General features: G+C 71.2%; 17 protein-coding genes. 13 read left to right on the top strand and 4 right to left on the bottom strand.

The window, feature by feature from the left end:
• Nucleotides 1-29 precede the first annotated feature (29 nt).
• Both pafA and AC1XX3_RS15430 read left to right on the top strand, forming a co-directional pair.
• Nucleotides 30-1,406, top strand: coding sequence for a Pup--protein ligase (pafA, locus tag AC1XX3_RS15435; RefSeq protein ID WP_483322017.1), 1,377 nt, complete (start codon nucleotides 30-32; stop codon nucleotides 1,404-1,406).
• Nucleotides 1,407-1,454: 48 nt separating this feature from the next.
• On the top strand, nucleotides 1,455-2,468 hold the full coding sequence (locus AC1XX3_RS15430; RefSeq protein WP_483322016.1) for an FKBP-type peptidyl-prolyl cis-trans isomerase: 1,014 nt from the start codon (nucleotides 1,455-1,457) through the stop codon (nucleotides 2,466-2,468).
• A 55-nt stretch (nucleotides 2,469-2,523) separates the two neighbouring features.
• Here the strand turns inward: AC1XX3_RS15430 and AC1XX3_RS15425 are convergent, their stop codons facing one another.
• Nucleotides 2,524-3,654, bottom strand: coding sequence for a DUF3866 family protein (locus tag AC1XX3_RS15425; RefSeq protein WP_483322015.1), 1,131 nt, complete (start codon nucleotides 3,652-3,654; stop codon nucleotides 2,524-2,526).
• Between the two features lie 9 nt (nucleotides 3,655-3,663).
• Nucleotides 3,664-4,572, bottom strand: a complete 909-nt coding sequence (gene gluQRS / locus AC1XX3_RS15420) for a tRNA glutamyl-Q(34) synthetase GluQRS (RefSeq protein WP_483322014.1) — start codon at nucleotides 4,570-4,572, stop codon at nucleotides 3,664-3,666.
• A 91-nt stretch (nucleotides 4,573-4,663) separates the two neighbouring features.
• Here gluQRS and AC1XX3_RS15415 point away from each other — a divergent pair, with 91 nt between their 5' ends.
• The 7 genes from AC1XX3_RS15415 to AC1XX3_RS15385 all read left to right on the top strand — a co-directional run bounded on the left by AC1XX3_RS15415 (nucleotide 4,664) and on the right by AC1XX3_RS15385 (nucleotide 12,269).
• A complete protein-coding gene (locus AC1XX3_RS15415) occupies nucleotides 4,664-5,650 on the top strand; it encodes a helix-turn-helix transcriptional regulator (RefSeq protein ID WP_483322013.1) in 987 nt (328 codons plus the stop codon).
• Entirely contained in the window at nucleotides 5,647-6,717 is a 1,071-nt protein-coding gene (locus AC1XX3_RS15410; protein ID WP_483322012.1) for a helix-turn-helix transcriptional regulator, read from the top strand. Before AC1XX3_RS15415 ends, AC1XX3_RS15410 begins: the two co-directional genes overlap by 4 nt.
• Before the next feature lie 5 nt (nucleotides 6,718-6,722).
• A complete protein-coding gene (locus AC1XX3_RS15405; protein ID WP_483322011.1) occupies nucleotides 6,723-6,950 on the top strand; it encodes a hypothetical protein in 228 nt (75 codons plus the stop codon).
• Between the two features lie 55 nt (nucleotides 6,951-7,005).
• On the top strand, nucleotides 7,006-7,323 hold the full coding sequence (gene tatA, locus AC1XX3_RS15400; protein ID WP_483322010.1) for a twin-arginine translocase TatA/TatE family subunit: 318 nt from the start codon (nucleotides 7,006-7,008) through the stop codon (nucleotides 7,321-7,323).
• Between the two features lie 16 nt (nucleotides 7,324-7,339).
• Nucleotides 7,340-8,308 (top strand): twin-arginine translocase subunit TatC, encoded by a 969-nt coding sequence (tatC, locus tag AC1XX3_RS15395; RefSeq protein WP_483322009.1) that lies wholly within the window; start codon nucleotides 7,340-7,342, stop codon nucleotides 8,306-8,308.
• 30 nt (nucleotides 8,309-8,338) lie between these two features.
• A complete protein-coding gene (locus tag AC1XX3_RS15390; protein ID WP_483322008.1) occupies nucleotides 8,339-9,226 on the top strand; it encodes a diacylglycerol/lipid kinase family protein in 888 nt (295 codons plus the stop codon).
• A 139-nt stretch (nucleotides 9,227-9,365) separates the two neighbouring features.
• A complete protein-coding gene (locus AC1XX3_RS15385) occupies nucleotides 9,366-12,269 on the top strand; it encodes a DEAD/DEAH box helicase (RefSeq protein ID WP_483322122.1) in 2,904 nt (967 codons plus the stop codon).
• 34 nt (nucleotides 12,270-12,303) lie between these two features.
• Here AC1XX3_RS15385 and AC1XX3_RS15380 read toward each other — a convergent pair whose 3' ends face one another.
• Complete coding sequence (locus tag AC1XX3_RS15380) at nucleotides 12,304-13,734, bottom strand: metallopeptidase TldD-related protein (protein ID WP_483322007.1); 1,431 nt, start codon at nucleotides 13,732-13,734, stop codon at nucleotides 12,304-12,306.
• A complete protein-coding gene (locus tag AC1XX3_RS15375) occupies nucleotides 13,731-15,233 on the bottom strand; it encodes a TldD/PmbA family protein (protein ID WP_483322006.1) in 1,503 nt (500 codons plus the stop codon). The genes AC1XX3_RS15380 and AC1XX3_RS15375 overlap by 4 nt, the downstream gene beginning before the upstream one ends.
• 44 nt (nucleotides 15,234-15,277) lie before the next feature.
• Here AC1XX3_RS15375 and hisF point away from each other — a divergent pair, with 44 nt between their 5' ends.
• From hisF to AC1XX3_RS15355, 4 genes are all read left to right on the top strand, one after another.
• Nucleotides 15,278-16,105 carry an imidazole glycerol phosphate synthase subunit HisF gene (gene hisF / locus AC1XX3_RS15370; protein ID WP_483322005.1) on the top strand — a complete coding sequence of 276 codons (828 nt, stop codon included), beginning with the start codon at nucleotides 15,278-15,280 and terminating at the stop codon, nucleotides 16,103-16,105.
• A gap of 108 nt (nucleotides 16,106-16,213) precedes the next feature.
• Nucleotides 16,214-17,155 (top strand): 2-hydroxyacid dehydrogenase, encoded by a 942-nt coding sequence (locus AC1XX3_RS15365; RefSeq protein WP_483322004.1) that lies wholly within the window; start codon nucleotides 16,214-16,216, stop codon nucleotides 17,153-17,155.
• Nucleotides 17,152-17,604, top strand: a complete 453-nt coding sequence (locus AC1XX3_RS15360) for an HIT family protein (protein ID WP_483322003.1) — start codon at nucleotides 17,152-17,154, stop codon at nucleotides 17,602-17,604. The genes AC1XX3_RS15365 and AC1XX3_RS15360 overlap by 4 nt, the downstream gene beginning before the upstream one ends.
• Complete coding sequence (locus AC1XX3_RS15355; protein WP_483322002.1) at nucleotides 17,601-18,839, top strand: glycosyltransferase 87 family protein; 1,239 nt, start codon at nucleotides 17,601-17,603, stop codon at nucleotides 18,837-18,839. Before AC1XX3_RS15360 ends, AC1XX3_RS15355 begins: the two co-directional genes overlap by 4 nt.
• Nucleotides 18,840-18,843 lie beyond the last annotated feature (4 nt).

The raw sequence follows: 18,843 nt of genomic DNA, 5'->3' as shown, positions 1-18,843 counted from the left end.
CGGGGCCGGAGCAGGACGAGAGGAGCACGGTGGATCGTCGGATCTTCGGCCTCGAGACTGAGTACGGCGTGGCATGCACCTCCGGGGGCACGCGGCGGCTGACCCCGGACGAGGTGGCCCGCTACCTGTTCCGTCGGGTCGTCACCTGGGGCCGCAGCAGCAACGTGTTCCTCCGTAACGGCTCACGGATCTATCTGGACGTGGGCTCGCACCCCGAGTACGCCACCGCCGAGTGCGACGACCTGGTCCAGCTGATCAACCACGACCGGGCCGGCGAGCGGATCCTGGAGGACCTGATCGTCGACGCGGAGACCCGGCTGGCCAGTGAGGGCATCAGCGGCGACATCTATCTGTTCAAGAACAACACCGACAGCCACGGCAACTCCTACGGCTGCCACGAGAACTACCTGATCTCCCGGATCGGCGACTTCGCCAAGATCACCGACGTGCTGGTGCCGTTCCTGGTCTCGCGCCAGCTCATCTGTGGTGCCGGCAAGGTGCTGCACACCCCCCGGGGCGCGGAATACTCCATCAGCCAGCGGGCCGAGCACATCTGGGAGAGCGTGTCCTCGGCCACCACCCGCAGTCGGCCGATCATCAACACCCGCGACGAGCCGCACGCCGACCCCGAGCGCTACCGCCGGCTGCACGTCATCGTCGGCGACTCCAACATGAGCGAGACCACCACCTTGCTCAAGGTCGGCAGCGCCGAGCTGGTGCTACGGCTGATCGAGGCCGGCGTGTCGATGCGCGACTTCACCCTGGAGAACCCGATCCGGGCCATCCGCGACATGTCCCGCGACCGCACCGGACAGGTCAAGGTGGCGCTGGCCAACGGTCGCCGGGTGTCGGCCCTGGAGCTGCAGACCGAGTACTACGAGAAGGTGGCGGAGTACACCCGCCGCCAAGGCCTGCGGACCCCGACCGTCGACCGGGTGCTGGACCTGTGGGAGCGCACCCTGCGCGCCGTGGCTGAGGACAAGCTGGAGCTGATCGACACCGAGATCGACTGGGCGATCAAGTACACCCTGCTGGATCGCTACTCGGCCAAGCATGCGCTGTCGTTCGGCGACGCCCGGATCGCCCAGCTCGATCTCGCGTACCACGACATCCGCCGCGACCGAGGGCTGTTCTCGCTGCTGGAGCGACGTGGCGCCGCGGCGCGGGTGACCACCGACCCCGAGGTGTTCCGGGCCAAGTCAGTGCCGCCGCAGACGACCCGGGCCAAGCTCCGCGGCGACTTCATCCGGGCGGCCCAGGACGCCCGGAGCGACTACACGGTCGACTGGGTGCACCTCAAGCTCAACGACCAGGCCCAGCGCACGGTGCTGTGCAAGGATCCGTTCGTCGCTGCCGACGAGCGGGTCGACCGCCTCATCGCGAGCATGCGGCGGGCGCCGGCCTGACGCCCGTCGTCACAGGGTCCGTACAGGGAGGCCGGGTAGGGTGCTCCGGTGCACTCCTTCTCAGCCAAGACCGTGATCGCCGTCGGCCTCAGCGCAGCGCTGCTGTCGCTCGGTGCCTGCGGTGACGATGCAGACTCCACTGCGCCCACCCCCGCCGCCAGCCCATCCGGTGCCGCCAGCGCATCCGCCAGCGCGACGCCGTCCGCGGCCCCGAAGGTGCCCGCCGCCAAGGATCTGACCGCGGTGAAGGTGAGCGGGGACTACGGCAAGGAGCCGAAGGTCACGGTGAAGACCCCTTGGGCCATCGACAAGACCCGGACCCGGGTGCTGAGCAAGTCCGACGGCGCCGTGGTCAAGGACGGCCAGACCGTCGAGGTGAACTACTACGGCGTCAACGCTCGGACCGGCAAGAAGTTCGACGACTCATTCAGCCGCGGGCAGTCGATCGCCTTCAACCTGGACCAGGTGGTGCCGGGCTTCAAGAAGGGTCTGGTCGGTCAGAAGCAGGGCAGCCGGGTCGTCATCGCGATGCCCGGCGCCGACGGCTACGACGCCTCCGGCGGCAGCCCGGAGGCCGGCATCGAGGTCGGCGACACGCTCCTGTTCGTGGTCGACGTGGTCGGAGTGCAGCTGGCCGGTCCGGCAGGGTCGGAGGTCAAGCCCAAGGACGGCCTGCCCACCGTCACCGAGGCCAAGGGCGTACCGCAGATCAGCGTGCCCAAGACCGCCGCGCCCACCACCTTGCAGTCCCAGCCGCTGATCGCCGGCAAGGGGAAGAAGGTCGGCGAGACCGACACCATCACCTTCAACTACACCTGGGCCCGCTGGTCCGACGGCAAGGTCTTGGAGGAGTCGTACAGCTCGCAGCCGGCGAGCTATGCCCTGTCCGGGCTGTTGCCCGGGATGCAGAAGGGCCTGGTCGGTCAGACCGTCGGCAGCCGGGTGCTGCTGGTCATCCCACCGGCGGACGGCTATCCCCAGGGCAACGCCACGCCGAAGGTGGAGAAGACCGACACCCTCGTCATGGTCGTCGACATCTTGTTCACCCAGGCCGGGCAGTAGCGCCCACCCGGCCGACGCGGTCCGCAGCACAGCACCAGCGCGCCGGCGGCACCGCTCACCCGGCGGCGTCCACCAGCTGGGCGGCGTGCCGGCCGGCGGCGGCTGCGGCCAGGAAGTAGGCCGGGTCGGCGTCCAGGCCCCGGCCCATGCTCGAGAGCCGGACCGGACTGGCGCGGAGCGCGTCGTCCAGCCCGGTGAGCCCGACCGGAACCAGCCGGTGCCGGCTCAGCGTCGTCGCCGCCTCCTCGACCGCATCGGCCAGCCGCGCCGCCTCGGCCAGGCCCGCGATCCCGCGCAGCGCGGTCGCCTCGGCCAGCCGGGGGACCGCGATGTCGGCCGCTGCGTGCGCCACTCGGCCGTAGGCGGTCAGGCTGTGGTGTGACACTCCCCGATGACGGGGCCGTGGGTCTGCGGTGGAGATCCGCAACGAGCCCACCGGACGCCCGCCGAGGATGGCGGCTGCGTTGACCGCCTCGCCGCAGGCCACACCGGAGAAGCCCCAGCGGGTGCCGGTGCCGAGGTTGCCGGGCCCTTGGGTCAGCACCACCACCTCGGCGGCCAGCGCCAGCCTCGCCGCCAGCAACCCCGAGTGCACGTTCACCGCCTCCAGGTCACCGCCGAACGCCTGGCCGGCGGTGACGGTGCCGGTCAGCAGCTCAGCGTCGCGCAGCTGGGCCACGGTGCGGGAGAAGGCCAGCGGCAGGGCTGCGTGGTCGCTCATCAGATAGACGATTCGGGTGCCCGGACGGTCGTGCTGGATAGCGGCCACGATCGCCGGCAAGGCTGAGTGCAGGTCGGCGACCACCACCGGCAGCCCGGCCAGGTCGTCGGCATCGGCCAGCGCGTCGTGCCACGGCGACCCCTGTTCATCGGCGCCGGCCACCATCGCCTGCAGCGGCAGATAGCGCGACTTCACCAGATGCCCCCGTGGCGCCGGCGGCTGACCGGTCGGGCGGCCGTCGGCGTCGAGGACGGCCACCACCAGGGCGTACCCGCCGGTGCCCAGGCCCCGATCGAGGGCGGCGACATTGAGCAGCACCCGGTCACCCAGGCGGGGTGCGGGCATCAGGTCGGTGTAGGCCAGTGCCCGACAGTCGGCGCCGTTCTGCCGGGTGCTCACCACCTCCACCGCGCCGGACCAGCCGGCACGGAGCTCGACCACGGTGCCGCTGTCCCAGATGACCATGCGCCGACCCTAGCGGGCGGCGATGGTGTGGGGATCGAGCCGCCACGGCTGCCGCGGCACGGTGGCCGGGTCGAAGCGGTCGAGCAGCAGGGCCGGGTCGACCCGCTCCCCGGGACCGGCCAGCCGCAGCGAAGTGGCCAACAGACTCAGCACCGCCGGTGCGGCCACGCCGACCGAGGCCAGGTCGGCCATGGTGACCGGTCCGTCCCGCTTCGCCAGCCGGACACCGCCCGGGTTGAGCACCAGCGGTACGTGCGCGTACGTCGGCACCGGTAGTCCGAGCCGACCGGCCAGCCAGGCCTGGTCCACCGCAGCCGGCAGCAGGTCATCGCCCCGGACCACCTGGTCGACCCGCTGGGCGGCGTCGTCGACCACCACGGCCAATGTGTAGGCGGCGACACCGTCGTTGCGCCGTACCACCACGTCGTCCACCGGCGCGGTCACCGTGCCGTGCAGCAGGTCGGTGACCGTCTGCCGCGCGCCGTCGGCGCGGATCCGCAGCGCGGGGCGCCGGGTCCGGGCACGCTCGGCGCGCTGTGCCGCGGTCAGCTCGCGGCAGGTCCCCGGATAGCGACGCTGCTGCCCGTGCGGTGCGGACGCGGCCTCGGCGATGTCGCGCCGGCTGCAGAAGCAGGGGTACGTCCACGCCGCCAGCCGTTCCAGCGCCGCCGCGTACGCCGCCTGGCGGCTGGACTGCACCAGCCCAGGGGGTTCGAGATCGAGGCCGAGGGCGGCCACGTCGGCCCACTGCTGCTCGGCCACGCCGGGGCGGACCCGGCCGGCGTCCAGGTCCTCCACCCGCCAGTGCAGCGCCCGGCCGGTGGAGCGGGCGAACAGCCACGCCAGCAGGGCGGTCCGGAGGTTGCCCAGGTGCAGCGAGCCGGTGGGGCTCGGCGCGTAACGACCCGCCCCGTTCACGCCTTGATCCTAGGGGTCGGGCTGGTAGCGTGCTGGTTCGACGCGGCCGCCCACCGCGGCATCGCACCAGGTTGGTCAGGGGATCACACGCATGGCACCTCGGAAGACGGAGCGCATCCTCAACCTGACCATCTGCCTGCTGGTGTCGGGCCGGTTCCTGCCCAAGAGTCGGATCCGGGAGGCGGTGGAGGGTTACCACGATCTCAGCGATGCCGCCTTCGAGCGCACCTTCGAGCGGGACAAGGACGAGCTGCGGGCCCTCGGGGTCCCGATCGAGGTCGGCAGCTTCGACCCGCTGTTCGACGACGAGCCCGGCTATCGCATCCTCTCCTCGGAGTTCGAGCTGCCCGCCATCGACCTGGACGCGGAGGAGGCGTCCGTGGTCGGCGTCGCCGCCCGGGTGTGGCAGCACGCCAGCATGGCGGAGTCCACGATGAGCGCGCTGGCCAAGCTGCGGGCGGCCGGGGTGGAGCCGGACGCCTCCCAGCTGGCCTCGCTGGAGCCGTCGGTGTCGGCCACCGAACCGGCCTTCGAGCCGCTGTGGAACGCGGTGCTGGACCGGACCCGGATGTCCTTCACCTACCGCGAGAAGGCGGTACGCACGCTGGAGCCGTGGGGGATCACGTCGTTCAAGGGTCGCTGGTATGTGATCGGGCACGACGTGGACCGGAACGCCACCCGAATGTTCAAGCTGTCCCGGATCACCGACCTGCCGCGCCGGGTGTCGCGGCCGGGGGCGTACGTGGTGCCCGATGACCTCGACCTGCGCTCGCTGGCCCGCTCGCTCGGTCCGAGCGAGCCGACCGCCGAGGCGACGGTGGCCATCCGTTCCGGCAAGGCGCCCAGCCTGCGGCGGCGGGGCCGGGAGGCGGCCACCGAGCAGAGCGTGCCGCCCGGGTTCGAGGTGGTCACCATCGGTTACGGCGACGGATGGACGCTGGCGGAGGAGGTCGCCCGCTACGGCGCCGATGTCGTGGTGGTGGAGCCGGCCGACCTGCGGGCGCGGGTGATCCGGCTCCTCGCCGGTGTTGTTGCGGGTGCGGAGCGGGTTGGCGCCGGTGCGGAGCGGCTCGCATGATGACCTCGCAGGCCCAGATCCGCCGCCTGCTGAGCCTGGTGCCGTATCTGCGTGAACACGACGGTGCGGCGATGAGTGACGTGGCCGCAGCGTTCGGGATCAGCGTCAAGACCCTGCGGGACGACCTCAACGTGCTCTGGATGTGCGGCATGCCCGGGCTGACCCCCGGCGACCTGATCGACATCGACATGGACGCGGTCGACGGCGAGGGCGTCATCCACCTCAGCAACGCCGACTATCTGACCCGGCCGCTGCGGTTGGCTGCCGACGAGGCGCTGGCCCTGGTGCTCGGGTTGCGCACCCTGCGGGAGGTGGCCGGGCCCGGCGAGCGGGCCGCCATCGACCGTGCCCTGGTGAAGCTGGAGGCGGCGGCGGGCGGCTCGACCCCGAGTGAGCGTGCCTCGGTCACCGTGACGGCGGGGCAGGACGAGATCCAGGCCCGGATCCACGAAGGGCTGCACGACCACCGACGGCTCGACCTGACCTACGACGTCGCCTCCCGGGCCGAGACCACCCGACGGATGGTCGACCCGCTACGGGTGTTCGTGCTGGACGGCTACGGCTACCTGGACGCCTGGTGCTACTCGGCCGGGGGACTGCGTACGTTCCGACTGGACCGGATCGCCGCGGTCGAGGTGACCGACCAGCCCGTCGCGGCGCACGACGTGGTCCTCAAGGACCTCTCCAGCGGTTGGTTCGACGCCCTCAAGGACGCCCCGCTGGTCACCGTGGACCTGGCCCCGTCGGCGGCCTGGGTCGCGGAGTACTACCCGACCGAGGCTGTCACCACTCACCCCGACGCCAGCCTCACCGTGTCGTTGCGGGTCACCGACCCGGCCTGGCTGCGCAGCCTGCTGCTCCGCCTCGGTGGTGCCGGCACCGTGGTCGCACCGCCGGGAGCAGGCGACGCCGCCGTCGAGGCCGCACAGGAAGCGCTGGACCAGTACGCCGTGCTGTTCGGTGCGCCGGCGCCCGCGGGGTTGCCCAGCGCGCCAGCGCCCGCGGGGTTGCCCGGCGCGCCAGCGCCCGCGGCAGTGCCCGAGGGCAGCGGGCACCCGGTAGGGTGACGCGCGTGTTCTGGGTCATCGTGTTCGGCGCCATCGCCCTGGTCGGGCTGGCCGTGGTCATCAGCTATGGCATCTGGCTTGCCCACAAGGCCGCCGACGTGGCCAGCGAGGTGAAGGTGGTCGCCGAGCGGGCTGAGCAGATGATGGACCTGCTGGCCGAGATCGGACCGCCGCAGACCCCCGGACCAGCTCGCCGCGGCGCTACTGTCGACGGCTCCTTCGATCTCGTCTGAAGCGACGTAGGATGACAACGCACGTGGCGATCGTCACGTGGGAGAAGAGGAAATCATGACCGCGCTGGCAATGTTTGGACTCGGTGTTCCCGAGCTGCTCATCATCCTCGCTGTGGTATTGCTGCTGTTCGGCGGCTCGCGACTCGCAGGTCTCGGCAAGAGCACCGGCCGCGCCCTCAAGGAGTTCAAGGAGGAGACCAAGGGTCTCACCAAGAGCGAGGAGGAGGCAGCCCGCACCGACGGCACCCCGCAGGTCACCACGCACCCGACCGACGCCGCCTGGCCGCAGCAGCCCACCACGGGTCATGTTGCCGACCCGGCTCGCGGACGCACGGTCGACCCGTCGACCAGTGACGTACGCAAAGACGTCTGAGTAGCACCGTCCTCCCGTGGCACTGACCATCCTCGGGCGGCCCGTCCGCTTCAGCCTCGACTGGCTGAAACCGCCGAAGCCGCCCGCCGACGGCTCGATGACGCTGTTCGAGCATCTGAGTGAGCTGCGGTATCGCCTCGTCGTGGCCGGCCTCGCGCTCATCGTCGGGATGATTGTCTGCGCGTTCTTCCAGGACGAGCTGTTCGCCATCCTGCGCCATCCCTATGACGAGGCGATCGCCGACCTCAAACGGCGTAAGCCCGAAGCCGTGACCGAGATCGTCAACTCCGGCCTCACCTCGCCGTTCACCCTGGCGCTCAAGATCTCCGCCGTCGGCGGTGCCCTGCTCACCGCCCCCATCTGGCTGTGGCAGCTGTGGTCGTTCATCGTCCCGGGCCTGCTGGCCAAGGAGAAGAAGTGGGCGCTGATCTTCATCGGCGTCGCCAGCCCGCTCTTCTTCGCCGGCGTTGCGGTGGGCTACCTCGTGATGCCGAAGGGCATCTCGGTGCTGCTCGGCTTCACCCAGGAAGGCATCACCAACCTGCAGGACATCTCGGTGTTCTTGAACTTCCTGCTCCGGGTGATGGTCGTCTTCGGCATCGCCTTCTTGATTCCGCTGGTCGTGTTGATGCTCAACATCCTCGGCGTGATCAAGGCCAAGCACCTGGCTCGGTACCGGGTCTACGTCGTCTTCGGCACCTTCGTCTTCGGAGCCATCGCGACGCCGTCCACCGACCCCTTCTCGATGCTCGCCCTCGCCCTGCCGATGACCGTGCTGTTCCTCGCCGCCGAGGTGATCGCGCACGTCCTGGACGCCCGCAAGGCGAAGCGCTTGGTCGCCTCCGACGGTGAGCTGGTGATTCCCGACCCGGTGACCGAGGACAAGGCGCTGCGGGACCTGAGCGATGGGGAGATCACGACGGACGGGGATCTCGTCGACGGGGATGACGACGCCCGTTCAGACGGCAGCCGGAATGACCGGTGACGGGGCAGGACAGCTGAGGACGAGGCTGCCATGACCCGGTCGACGACGCTGGTGGTCAACCCGTCCTCCGGCAAGGGCCGGGCGCTCGAGCTGCTGCCCCGGGTCGTCGACCGGCTGCGGGACGGCGGCGTCGATCCCACCATCATGCTGACCCGTGACTACGCCGATGCCCGCGCGTTGACCCACGGCGCGGTGGCGGCCGGCGCCGACTCGCTGGTGGTGATGGGCGGCGACGGGATCATGCACCTGGGTGTCAACGCCTGCGCCGGCACCGACACCATCCTCGGGGTGGTGCCGGCCGGGACCGGCAACGACCTCTGCCGCGGCATCGGGCTCGTTCCGGATGACGCCGTGGCGGCGGCCGGAGTCATCGCCGAAGGCCAGTCCGCGGAGCTGGACCTGATGGCGGTGGCCGGCCGCTACGTCGGGACGGTCCTGGCCACCGGCTTCGACGCCTTGGTGAACCGGCGGGCGAACGAGCTGTCCTGGCCCCGCGGATCGCTGCGCTACCCGGTGGCCACGATGTCGGAGCTACGGGTGTTCTCGCCGTTGCACTACGTCCTCACCATCGACGGTGTGCGTCGCGATCTGCGAGCGATGCTGGTGGCCATCGGCAACACCAACTTCTATGGCGGCGGGATGCGCATCTGCCCCGACGCCGACGCCTCCGACGGGCTCCTCGACCTCACCATCGTCCATCCGGTGAGCCGGCTCAAGCTGGTCCGGCTGCTGCCGCAGATGTACTCCGGCCGATTCGTCCGAGACCCCGCGGTCGAACAGCTGCAGGCTCGCGAGGTCACGCTGGAAGGCGTCGGGCTGGTCGGCTTCGGTGACGGTGAGATGATCGGCGCCGCCCCGCTCACCGCCACCGTCGCACCCGCCGGGGTGAGGGTGTACGTACCGCCTCAGCGTCGGTGAGGGTCCTGCGGGTAACTTGGCGGGCATCATGTCCGAACCTGCAACCGACCCCCGAGACGTCCCCGAGCCCGAGCCCGATTCGCCAGCCGATGACCAGCTGAGCCCCGCGCAGGCGTACGCGAGGTTCCGTAGCACCCGGATGAGCCCCCAGCTGAGCGCGTTCGCCGACGCGTACGGGTTCGCCTTCGACGACTACCAGCGCGAGGCCTGTGCCCACGTCGAGGCCGGGTCAGGGGTGCTGGTCGCCGCCCCCACCGGCGCCGGCAAGACCATCGTCGGCGAGTTCGCGGTGTTTCTGGCCATGCAGCAGGGCCGCAAGTGCTTCTACACCACCCCGATCAAGGCGCTGTCCAACCAGAAGTACGCCGACCTGGTCCGCCGCTATGGCGCGGACTCAGTCGGGCTGCTCACCGGCGACTCCTCGATCAACTCCGAGGCGCCGGTGGTGGTGATGACCACCGAGGTGCTGCGCAACATGATCTACGCCGGCTCCCGCACCCTGGACAACCTCGGCTTCGTGGTGATGGATGAGGTGCACTACCTGGCCGACCGGTTCCGCGGCGCGGTCTGGGAGGAGGTCATCATCGGCCTGGCGGAGTCGGTGCAGGTGGTGGCGCTGTCGGCCACCGTCAGCAATGCCGAGGAGTTCGGCGACTGGCTGTCCGAGGTCCGTGGCGAGATGGCGGTGGTGGTGTCCGAGCGGCGTCCGGTGCCGTTGTTCCAGCACGTTCTGGTGGGCAAGAACCTGTACGACCTGTTCGCCGACGTGGCGCCCACCGCCCAGGAGGCGCCCAGCAGCAGCAAGGCCGAGGTCAACCCGGCGCTGGTGCGGATCGCCCGGGAGGAGTCCAAGCACGTCCGCGACGACTCCCGCCGCCCGCGGGGGCGCAACGGCAAGGGCAAGCGGAGCGTCGGCTACGGCAGTGGCTCCTATGGCGGCGCCGCCAGCCGCGCGGTGACCGAGCGTGGCGGCCACCGACCCCGGTCGCTGGTGGTGCCGAGCCGCTACGACGTGGTCGAGGCGCTGGATCGTGACGCACTCCTGCCCGCCATTGTCTTCATCTTCTCCCGGGTCGGCTGTGACGCCGCCGTCCGGCAGCTGCTCAGCTCGGGCATCCGGCTCACCAACGCCGCCGAGCGGCAAGAGATCGGGGCCATCGCGGCCCGGCACGTGGCCGGGCTGAGCGACGCCGACCGTCGCGCGCTGGGCTACGACACCTTCGTCGAGGCATTGGTCCGCGGCGTGGCCGCCCATCACGCCGGGATGCTCCCCGCCTTCAAGGAGTGTGTGGAGGAGGCCTTCGTCCGAGGGCTGATCAAGGTGGTGTTCGCCACCGAGACGCTGGCCCTGGGAATCAACATGCCGGCTCGCAGCGTGGTGCTGGAGAAGCTGGTCAAGTACAACGGTGAGACCCACGCCGACATCACCCCGGGCGAGTACACCCAGCTGACCGGTCGAGCCGGGCGCCGGGGGATCGACGTCGAGGGCCATGCCGTGGTTCTCTGGCAGCCCGGTCTGGATCCGAGGGCCGTGGCCGGTCTGGCCTCGCGACGGACGTACCCCCTGAGGTCGTCGTTCGCGCCGACCTACAACATGGCCGTCAACCTGGTCCGCAGCGTCGGCCGCGACCGTGCCCGAACCCTGCTGGAGCAGTCGTTCGCCCAGTTCCAGTCCGACAAGTCGGTCGTCGGCTGGGCTCGGACCCTGGCCAAGAACACCGAGGCCATCCAGGGCTACCTGCGCTCCGCCGAGTGCGACCGCGGCGACTTCGCCGAGTACGCCCGGCTGCGGGAGCAGATCGCCGAGGCCGAGGCCCAGGTCGCCCGGGACCGCAAAGCCGACCGTCGGGCCGAGGCGCTGCAGTCACTGCTGATCCTCAAGCCGGGCGACATCATCCGGGTGCCGAGCGGCAAGTCGCAGGGCTGGGTGGTCGTGATCGACCCCGGCGCCCGCAGCGACCGGGAGGGCCCCCGGCCGACAGTGATGACCGAGGACCGCCAGGTCCGCCGGCTCAGCATGGTGGACTTCCCGGTGCCGGTGACCGCGGTGGGTCGGATGAAGATCCCGAAGCACTTCAGCACCAAGGAGCCGGCGTCGCGGCGCAACCTCGCCGCCGCGTTCCGGTCCAAGCTGGCCACCGTCGACCTCGACCCCCAGCGCCACCGGGCCGGTGCCGTCGACCCAGACGCGGCCGAGCGGATCGCCGCGCTGCGAGACGAGCTGGCGCGCCACCCCTGCCACACCTGCCCGGACCGGGAGACGCACGCCCGTTGGGCGGAGCGGGCGATCCGGTTGGAGCGGGAGAACGCCCGCACCCAGGCGCGCGTCTCGTCGCGGACGAACACCATTGCCACCCACTTCGACAAGATCTGCCTCGTGCTGGAGGGGATGGGCTATCTCGGTGGAGATCACGGCAACGAGGTCACCGACGCCGGGCGGATGCTGTCGCGGATCTACGCCGAGCTGGACCTGGTCGCGGCCGAGTGCATCCGCGACGGGGTGTTCGACGGGCTGAGCTCCCCGCAGCTGGCGGCGGTGCTGGCCTCGCTGGTCTACGAGTCGCGACGGAGCGACGACGGGGCACGCCGGCCGCGGATGCCGGACGCGACCACGGAGGCCGCGATGACCGCGGTCCGCCGGATCTGGCGGTCGGTGTCGCTGGTGGAGCGGGACGCCCGGCTGGATCGTGGACCCGAGCCCGATATCGGCTTCAGCCAGGCCGCGTTCGGCTGGGCCGCGGGACAGCCCTTGTCCGCGGTACTGGGCGAGAGTGGGCTGACCGCGGGTGACTTCGTCCGGTGGGTACGCCAGGTGCTCGACTTCGCCGAGCAGGTGGCCGACGCCGCCGGCCCGGGCGACCTCCGGCGGACCGCCCGACGCGCCGTCGACGCGATGCGCCGCGGTGTGGTGGCCTTCGTCCCCGACGCCGACCCCACGACGGGAGAGAGCCCGACCGATGTTGCGCAGCGGGCGGGCGTACCGGTGATCAGCGCGCCGGCGACGGCCGCCGCCACCCCGGGTGAGGAAGCGGCCGAGGACTAGCCGGAGCCGGCCGCGCCGACCCGGTGCGGCCGGGTCAGGAAGCCTGGCTCACCGTCGACATATGGAAGTCGGGCACTCGGACGGGCGGCATCACGGTCCGGGTGAACCAGTCGTTCCACTCCCGGCAAAGGGTCTTCTGTGTCCGGCCCACCTCGGTGATCCGGCCCAGCAGATCGACCGGGGACTCGTTGAACCGGAAGTTGTTCACCGCGCCCACCACCGCCCCTTTCTCGACCAGATAGACGCCGTCCCGGGTCAGCCCGGTGAGCAGCAACGTCTCCGGATCGACCTCACGGATGTACCACAGGCAGGTCAGCAGCAGGCCGCGCTCGGTCCCGGCGATCATCTCCTCCAAGGTGGCGTGGCCGCCTCCGTCGAGGATCAGGTTGTCGATCGCGGGCACCGGAGTCGCGCCGGTCTGGGCGGCTCGGGCGCGGTGGCGCATCAGGTTGACCAGCCGGCCGTCGCGCAGCCAGTCGGTGGGCTCCAGCGGCAGCCCGTTGTCGAACACCGACGCCGCACCGGCCGACGCCTCGGCCACCACGAAGTCGACGCATTCCACGCCGGGCTCGCCCGGGTCGGAGCGCAGCGTGAGCGGCAGCGGGCTCAGCGTCTGGCCGATCTTCGTCGCACCACCGGGGGCCGAGAAGACGGTCCGACCCTCCTCGGCGTCACGGGCGTCCATCGTCCAGTAGGCGTAGATCATCAGGTCCGCGACGGCCGAGGGCGGCAGCAACGTCTCGTAGCGGCCGGCGGGCAGGTCCACCCGGGTGGCTGACCACCCCAGCCGGGTCAGCACCTCGGCATGCAGGGCGGTCACGTCCACGTCGGTGAAGTCCGCCGTGGCCTGACCGACCCAGGCGGAGGCGGCGAAGTCGGTGCTCTTCGCGTTGAGCTCCAGCCGGCCGCTCGGCTGGACCCCGCGGCGCCGCAGCCCGGCGCTGGTCCCGACGAAGGCGGTGGTGACGACCTGTTCGGCGAAGCCGAAGAGCAGGTGCCCGTCGGCCCTGGCCGCGTCGAAGGCGGCGCCCAGGGCGGGCGCGACCGTGCCGAACACCTCGATGCCGGTGCTCTGCGCCGGTGTCGTCCAGTCGTTCGCGACCGCATCGCCGGCGGCCGGCGCGCCGTCGGCGGACCCGACCAGGTCGGCGGCGTCCTCGGCCGGTGGGCCGCTGCGGGCCAGCTCCTCCGCGCGGGCGACCAGGCCGGCGATCGCCTCCGCTGCGCCGAGCTCGGAGGTGACGGTCCCCACGGCGGTCCCGCCCCTCACCTCAGCCGTGGCGATGACCGTCATCGTCCGGTTCTGCATCTGTCCGTTGGTGGTCAGTGTGTTGGACGCCCAGCGGAGGTTCGCCTCGAAGCGCTCCTGCACGATCACCACCCCGGGCAGGGTCGCGGCGGCCAACGCCTGCTCGACGAGGTCGCTCCCGCGCAGGGCAGCGGTCGGGGTGGCTGACTGGCTCATGCCTGGCCTCCTTCGGTGGCGGTGTTGAGAACGTTGACGCCGCGGAACAGCGCTGAGGGGCAGCCGTGCGACACCGGGGCGGCCTGACCGGGCTGGCCCTTGCCGCAGTTGAACGCACCGCCGAGGACGTACGTCTGCTCCCCGCCGACGGCCTCCATCGAGCGCCAGAAGTCGGTGGTGGTGGCCTGGTACGCCAGGTCACGCACCTGGCCGGTGATTCGGCCCTTGTCGATGGTGAAGAACCGCTGACCGGTGAACTGGAAGTTGTAGCGCTGCATGTCGATCGACCAGGACTTGTCCCCGACGACGTAGATGCCGCGGTCGACGCCGCTGATCAGCTCCTCGGTGCTGGGACCCCCGGGCGCCGGCTGGAGCGAGACGTTCGGCATCCGCTGCATCGGGATGTGACCCGGAGCGTCGGCATAGGCGCAGCCGTTGGACCGGCCCAGGCCCTGAGCCGCGGCCATCTCCCGGTTGAGCTGATAGCCGACCAGGGTGCCGTCGGTGATGATCGGGAAGGACTGGCTCGCCACGCCCTCGTCGTCGAAGCCGATGCTGGCCAGGCCGTGCTCGACCTCGCGGTCGCCGGTCACGTTCATCACCGGGCTGCCGTAGTGCAGGGTGCCGAGCTGGTCGACGGTGGCGAACGACGTGCCCGCGTACGCCGCCTCGTAGCCCAGGGCGCGGTCGAGCTCGGTGGCGTGACCGATCGACTCGTGGATGGTGAGGAACAGGTTGCTCGGGTCGATCACCAGGTCGTAGGAGCCGGCGGTCACCGACGGAGCGGCGGCGTGGGCGGCGAGGTGCTCGGGCAGCTCGGCGATCTCGGCGTCGAAGTCCCAGCCGGTGCCGGTGAGGTACTCCCAGCCCCGACCGGCCGGCGGCGCCAGGGTGCGCATCGAGGAATAGCCCCGCTCGTCCACCCGGATCGCGGTCAGCTCGGGATGGATCCGGACCCGCTGCTGGGTGGTCGTGGTGCCGGCGGCGTCGGCGTAGAACTTGTTCTCCAGCACGTACGCCAGGCTGGCGTCGGCGTGCTGGACTCCCTGACTTCCCAGCAGCCGCTGGGACAGCTCGGTCAGCCGAGCCTGCTGGTCGGACTCGGGCACCGTGAACGGGTCGATGTCATAGGCCGAGACCCAGGTCCGGTCGGCGAACACCGGCTCAGCCGCCAGCTCGACCGGCCGAGTGACCAGCGGACGGGAGACGCGAGCCGTGGCCACTGCGCGCTCGGCCAGCTCGACGGCCGCGTCAGCGGTCAGCGTGATGCCGGCCGCGAAGCCCCAGGTGCCGTCGTGGACCACCCGGACCGACAGGCCCAGCACCGTCGAGTCGGTGCTGGTCTGCAGCGTGGCGTCGCGGAAGGCGCGATAGGACTGCCGGATCCGCTCGACCCGGACGTCGGCGTGGGCGGCGCCGAGGTCACGGGCCCGTTGCAGCGCCGCGTCCGCCAGCGCCCGCAGCGGAAGTGAGGTGAAGCTGTCGTCCAGGGTGGTCATGCAGGCAGCGTAACGAAGGTGTCCGGCACATTAAGGTGGACGGCATGACTGTTGCGGTGCGCGTCATCCCGTGCCTGGACGTGCACGGCGGGCGAGTGGTGAAGGGTGTCAACTTCGTCGACCTGCGCGACGCCGGCGATCCGGTGGAGCTCGGTCATGTCTATGACGCCGAGGGCGCCGACGAGCTGACCTTCCTCGACATCTCCGCCTCGGTCGAGGGGCGCGAGACCACCCTCGACGTGGTCCGGCGTACGGCCGAGACCGTCTTCATCCCGCTCACCGTCGGCGGCGGCGTGAGCAGCGTCGCAGACGTCGACGTGCTGCTGCGTGCCGGCGCCGACAAGGTGGCCATCAACACCGGAGCGATATCCCGTCCCGAGGTCATCGCCGAGATCACCCGCCGTTTCGGCAACCAGGTGCTGGTGCTGTCGGTGGATGCCCGGCGTGCGCCGGACCAGCCGTCGGGCTTCGAGGTGACCACCCACGGCGGCCGCAAGAGCTCCGGCCTGGACGCGGTCGCCTGGGCCCGCCGCGGCGTGGAGCTCGGGGTGGGGGAGATCCTGCTCAACTCGATGGACGCCGACGGCACCACTGCGGGCTTCGACCTGGAGATGATCCACGCCGTCCGCCAGGTGGTCGACGTCCCCCTGATCGCCTCCGGCGGCGCCGGCCGGGCGGAGGACTTCCCGCCGGCCGTGGACGCCGGCGCCGACGCGGTGCTGGCCGCCAGCGTCTTCCACTTTGGTACGTTGCGGGTCGCCGACGTCAAGCGGGCGCTCGCCGAGGCCGGTTACCCGGTGCGGCCGGCACCCGAATCGGCCGGTGGACCGGCTCCGGGCGGGACGCCGGTGGCGGTGCCGGCGAGCGCCTGAGCCTTCGACCACCATCCACGCCGCACCCCCGCAGGACCCCCAGATCCGGCCCCGCGCCGGAGCACGAGATCGGCGCCCAGCGCCGCACCACAGGAGAAGGAGCACACCATGCGGGTCTGGCTGCCGTACGCCGACCGCCACACCGCCGAGCAGCGCCTCGGTGGTCTGCCGGCCGGGGTGGAGGCCGACTTCTACACCGCCGACGGCGAACCGATGCCGGACTCGATCGGCGAGGTCGAGCTGTACGTGCTGCCCTACATGAAGGGCGCCGAGGTGCTCCAGCGCTCCGCGGAGATGACCTCGCTGAAGGTGGTGCAGACCCTCACCGCGGGCTACGAGAACTTCCTGCCCTACGTCCCCGCCGGCGTGACGCTGTGCAACGCGGCCGGGGTGCATGACGCCAGCACCGCCGAGCTGGCGATCGGCCTGGCGCTGGCCAGCGGCCGGCACCTGGACGACTTCGCCCGACAGCAGGCGGACGGACGCTGGCAGCCCGCACTGGGCCGCTCCCTGGCCGACCAGCGGGTCCTGATCGTGGGCTACGGCCGGATCGGCGAGGCAATCGAACGACGGCTGGCCGGCTTCGAGGTCGCCTCGATCACCCGGGTCGCCCGCCGGGCCCGCACCGGCGACACGCCGGTGCACCCGGTCTCGGCGCTGGCCGAGCTGCTGCCAGAGGCGGACGTGGTCTTCCTGATCGCGCCGCTGACGCCCGAGACCGAGCACCTGATCGACGCGGCGGCGCTCGCGCGACTGCCTGACGATGCGCTCCTCGTCAATGTGGGCCGGGGTCGGCTGGTGGACACCGACGCCCTGGTCGCGGCCACGGCGACCGGTCGGATCCGCGCCGCGCTGGACGTCACCGACCCGGAGCCGCTGCCGGTGGACCATCCGCTCTGGCATAGTCCGGGCGTACTGATCTCGCCGCATGTCGGCGGCGCATCGTCGGCGTTCTTCCCGCGCGCCGATCGGCTGATCGCCCGACAGCTCGCCCGCTACGCCGCGGGCGAGGACCTGGACAACGTCATCGACTGGGAGACACAGCCATGAACCCCGAAGCCACCGCCCCCGAGTCGCTGACCGCCGATCCGGACTGCCTCTTCTGCCGGATCGTGGCCGGTGAGATCGGGTCGCGGCAGGTGTACGCCGACGAGCACGCGTACGCCTTCTTGGACGTGTCGCCATGGCAGCGGGGACACACGCTGGTGATCCCGCGCCGGCACGTGACGAACCTGCTGGACCCCAGCCCTGGCCTGGACCTGATCGCCCCGGCGGTCGAGGCCTGCGCCCGGCTGCTGGTGGACACCCTCGGCGCGGACGGGGTGAACCTGATCTCGTCCGCCGGCGCCGTAGCCGGCCAGGAGGTGTTCCACCTGCATCTGCACCTGGTCCCGCGCTACGCCGCCGAGCCCGGGCTGCGCGCCCTGCTGGACACCCCACGCGACGGGCAGCCCGACGACCTGGACGCGGTCCACGCCCTGATCACGGGGAGCCGATGAGCGCCGCCGTCGTCACGGACCGGCCCACCTCGGGCGACACGCTGGCGCGGGTGGTCCGTGGGCTGGGGGAGTTCCTGCCGGCCTTCGTCGTGGCCCTGGTGCTGTTGCCGTTCGTCATCGCCTACGGTCAGTTCTGGCCCTGGAAACCCTCCACCATCGACCTGGAGGTGTACGTCTACGCGGTCAAGGACATGTTGGCCGGCAAGGACATCTTCGCCACCACCACGCCGTTCTGGAACCTGTACTTCATCTACCCGCCGGTGGCGGCGGTGCTGATGGTCCCGTTGGCCTTCGGGCCGTACGCGATGTGGCAGGTGATCTGGACGGCAGCGCTGGTCGGCGCCCAGCAGACGGTGCTGCGTCGCTGCGGTGTTCCCCGTGGCTGGAAGACCGCGCTGCTCGGGGTCGCTGTGGTGCTCGCGGTCGAGCCGATTCGGACCACCCTGGGCTACGGCCAGGTCAACACGCTGCTGATGGCACTGGTGGTCGCCGACCTGCTGCCCGCGGCCGGCGGGGGACGGCGTCGCATCCCGCAGGGCTCGCTGATCGGGCTGGCCGCGGCGATCAAGCTGACCCCGGCGCTGTTCGTGCTGTTCCTGCTCGGGTTGGGGCGCTGGCGCCCCGCGGTGACCGCAATGGTGTCCTTCGGCGCCTTTACCCTGCTCGGCGCGGTCCTGCTGTGGCGCGAGACGCTGACCTTCTGGTTCGGGCTGTCCGGCGGGAACACCCGCACCGCGTCTCCGTTGTATGCCGGCAACCAGTCGCTGCTCGGGGTGTTCTACCGGCTCGGGGACTCCTCGCGTGCGCTGACCGTGGTCGGCCTGGCGGTCGGCCTGATCGTGGCGCTGATCGCCGTGCTGGTCGCCACGCAGTGGTGGAAGGCCGGCGAGCGGGTGTTCGCGGTGGCGTTGGTCGGGCTGGCGACCTGTCTGGCCTCACCCCTGTCGTGGACCCACCACTACGTCTGGATCCTGCCGATGGGGCTGGCGGTGCTCAGCCCCCGGTTGCCGCGCTGGGTCCGGGTCCTCGGCGGTGCCTGGGTGATCTGGGTCTGCGCCTGTCTGCCCCTGGCCGCGCTCCCGTACGGCGGCGGCCGCGAACGTGACTTCGACGCTGTCCAGCAACTGGTGGCCAACCTCGGCCCGGTGCTCGGCGTCGTGCTCGTTCTCGGTCTCGCGGTCCGGATGGTCTCGCGATCCAGAGCGGGTGCGGAGCCGGAGCGGGTGGCGGCGTAGATTG

The organism is Microlunatus sp. M237 (assembly GCF_056896895.1).
This window is presented reverse-complemented; position numbering and strand designations above follow the sequence as displayed.

Excerpts from the sequence above, each read along its gene's own strand:
- AC1XX3_RS15425 (WP_483322015.1), bottom strand. The coding sequence starts at position 3,654 with ATGGTCATCTGGGACAGCGGCACCGTGGTCGAGCTCCGTGCCGGCTGG.
- AC1XX3_RS15415 (WP_483322013.1), top strand. The coding sequence starts at position 4,664 with ATGGCACCTCGGAAGACGGAGCGCATCCTCAACCTGACCATCTGCCTG.
- AC1XX3_RS15410 (WP_483322012.1), top strand. The coding sequence starts at position 5,647 with ATGATGACCTCGCAGGCCCAGATCCGCCGCCTGCTGAGCCTGGTGCCG.
- tatA (WP_483322010.1), top strand. The coding sequence starts at position 7,006 with ATGACCGCGCTGGCAATGTTTGGACTCGGTGTTCCCGAGCTGCTCATC.
- AC1XX3_RS15390 (WP_483322008.1), top strand. The coding sequence starts at position 8,339 with ATGACCCGGTCGACGACGCTGGTGGTCAACCCGTCCTCCGGCAAGGGC.
- AC1XX3_RS15385 (WP_483322122.1), top strand. The coding sequence starts at position 9,366 with ATGAGCCCCCAGCTGAGCGCGTTCGCCGACGCGTACGGGTTCGCCTTC.
- AC1XX3_RS15380 (WP_483322007.1), bottom strand. The coding sequence starts at position 13,734 with ATGAGCCAGTCAGCCACCCCGACCGCTGCCCTGCGCGGGAGCGACCTC.
- AC1XX3_RS15375 (WP_483322006.1), bottom strand. The coding sequence starts at position 15,233 with ATGACCACCCTGGACGACAGCTTCACCTCACTTCCGCTGCGGGCGCTG.
- hisF (WP_483322005.1), top strand. The coding sequence starts at position 15,278 with ATGACTGTTGCGGTGCGCGTCATCCCGTGCCTGGACGTGCACGGCGGG.
- AC1XX3_RS15365 (WP_483322004.1), top strand. The coding sequence starts at position 16,214 with ATGCGGGTCTGGCTGCCGTACGCCGACCGCCACACCGCCGAGCAGCGC.
- AC1XX3_RS15360 (WP_483322003.1), top strand. The coding sequence starts at position 17,152 with ATGAACCCCGAAGCCACCGCCCCCGAGTCGCTGACCGCCGATCCGGAC.
- AC1XX3_RS15355 (WP_483322002.1), top strand. The coding sequence starts at position 17,601 with ATGAGCGCCGCCGTCGTCACGGACCGGCCCACCTCGGGCGACACGCTG.